The organism is Erythrobacter donghaensis (assembly GCF_001557325.1).
Classification (GTDB): Bacteria; Pseudomonadota; Alphaproteobacteria; order Sphingomonadales; family Sphingomonadaceae; genus Erythrobacter; species Erythrobacter donghaensis_B.
The window spans coordinates 1-2165 of record NZ_LSJS01000084.1; the positions used below are offsets into that span (position 1 = coordinate 1).

3 protein-coding genes are annotated in these 2165 nt (G+C 63.7%); all 3 read right to left on the reverse strand.

What is annotated here, in order from left to right; genetic code table 11:
- The coding region (locus AX692_RS04290) for a conjugal transfer protein TraH (RefSeq protein ID WP_196491762.1) at positions 1–220 on the reverse strand (220 nt) is incomplete at its 3' end.
- 1 nt (position 221) lies between these two features.
- The gene (locus AX692_RS04295; RefSeq protein WP_073977044.1) at positions 222–1073 is read right to left on the reverse strand and encodes a conjugal transfer protein TraF; all 852 of its coding nucleotides are present in this window, start codon (positions 1071–1073) and stop codon (positions 222–224) included.
- Positions 1054–2165: conjugal transfer protein TraN (locus tag AX692_RS04300; RefSeq protein ID WP_073977570.1), on the reverse strand; the 1112-nt coding region annotated here is incomplete at its 5' end. The genes AX692_RS04300 and AX692_RS04295, both read right to left, overlap by 20 nt.

The window sequence follows — 2165 nt, forward strand, 5'->3', positions numbered from 1 at the left end:
CAATGTTGGTCGTCTTCTGGGGAAAGCGCGTCCAGACATTGCCGAGGCTGTAATAACCGGCTGACTGCCCCTGGAACGCGGTCGGCCCGTTGACGTTGGCTGCGCCTCCGACATCGTTCAGAAACGAGTCCATCGAACTGCCGACGTCCGCCGATGCGCCAGAGAGCGGGAGCGTGAGGGGAAGGGTGGCTGCAAGGATCGCAGCGACGACTCTTTTCATCCTAGTAGTCACGTCCAGCTTCCTTCGATGTGAGGAGGTAAATCCGGTCCTGAAGCTCGTCGGCGCTCATGACGCCGTAGCCGATCGGAATGGGGCGGCCGGTCAGGGCGTCCCAGAGCACGACCGCAGGCGTGATCTTGGGCTCCAGGCCCATGCGGCTGCGCTGGTTGGTCTCGACCGTGTAGTTCGGGAAATGCCGCGATGGGCCGCCGTCGGTCGAAATCGCTCGCACAGCGATATGCCAGGTCGAGGCAACGCTCTGCACGATCGGCGACATGACCTCACAGGCGCCGCAGCTCTGGGCGAAGAAGTAGAAAAGACCGTAGCGCTCGGAGAGCTGCGCCATTGCCGCGTTCCGCTCGGCGCTGCGTGAATCCTGCCACTGGCGTTTGCCAAGCGTCGATACCGGGCGCTGCAGCGTGTAGTCGAGCTCGGGATCCTGCCAGATCGCCCGCTGCCAGACATCGCTGAAGAGCGACGCCCGGTCGAGCTGGGCGCGCTGGAAGCGGATATAGGCCGTCACATTTGCTGGCGTCGGCTCGAGGATCGCCTTGGCCTTCAGTTCGCGCAAAGTCGCCGTGATCGCATCAAGTTGGCTGGTCGCGCTGGCCGTAGGCGCAGGCAGGGGTGTATTCTGCTCCGGCGTCTTGGGACGTTCGCAGTAGAACCAGTATCCAAGCCGCCGCTCCTCGCAATAGAAGCTATCCTGGCGCTCGGCCGGCTGCGCGCTCGGCGGCGCATCGGCCCGGCTTGTGGCCGACTGGGCGGTCGCCGGAGAAAACTGGCAAACGGAATTGGCAATCGCGCAGGCGGCAAGCAGCCGCCACGCGGCCTTACTGGCGGGCGCGGGCATAGTAGTCCTCGATTTTCTGTTGGATGTCCTGGGTTGCCTGCAGCTCGTCAGGCAGGCGGGCGGCGTCGGTGAACTCGGCGTAGACCTCGCTGAAATCCATTTTCGAGAGGTCGAGCCGGGCGAACTCGTCGATGGTGAAGCCCTGGCATTGCTCGGTCTTCGGCTTGCCCCAGGGCTTGTTCAGCTGCTGGCGGCCCTGCTCCTGCAGGATCCGCGAGAGCTTGGATTCAAAGCAGCAATAGACCTTGCGCTTGGTCAGGCACACGCCAAGGAACGAGGACGAGCAATAAGTGCCGACGTAGGCGCACAGACCCTGCGCATCCTTCTGATGCAGCAGCATCTCCTCGCGGCTGCAGCCCAGCGCCACGAGCAGCTGGATGCCCGGGATAAGCGGGAAGCCCTTGCCCTTGCAGCAGTTGAGCACGCCGAAGACCTTGGACGAGCAGCTTTCTCGGGTCCCCTTGAACAGAGTGAGGTTGTCCGGATCGAATTCGCGGCGCGCCTGGTTCATCGCGTTCAAGGCGACGGCCGCGTCCTTGAACTCGTTGTTGGCCTCGCGCTGGATGGTCTCGCACGAGCCATCGATGCAGTAGACATCACCGTCGCAGATGAACTGGTTGGTGTTCGCAGGCTGGTCTGGAACTGGGCAATCATAGACCCGCTCCCAGGTGCGGCACGGCTCGCCCGCGAGGCAGTCTTCGCGCACCAGCTTGCAGCCCGGAGTGGCCTCAAGTGTCTGGCAGTCCTGTGCCTCGGTGAACTGTGCGCAGCTGTAACTGCGGCTCCACGCCCAGCACGGCTGCGTCACGGCGATGCCATCGACGATGCGGGTCACCGGATCGCTGTCCGTGCACGTCTCGGTGTCCTGCTGGCACGAGGAGTCAGCGGCGAGACCAGCACACTGGCTTTCATCGCGCGCGGTCGTGACGACGTTCTCGCCTGTCACCGTGTAGGGCGTGGCGCCATCGACCGGCGACGTGCAACTGACAAGATCGACCCTCAGGTCGCCCGAGCTACAGCCCCAGTAGATCCCGAAATAGGGATCGCACAGGTTGATCGGATAGGACTGCGTGACCGTGCATTGCGGCGCGG

Coding starts and splice junctions, on each gene's coding strand:
- AX692_RS04295 (WP_073977044.1), bottom strand. CDS start 1,073: ATGCCCGCGCCCGCCAGTAAGGCCGCGTGGCGGCTGCTTGCCGCCTGC.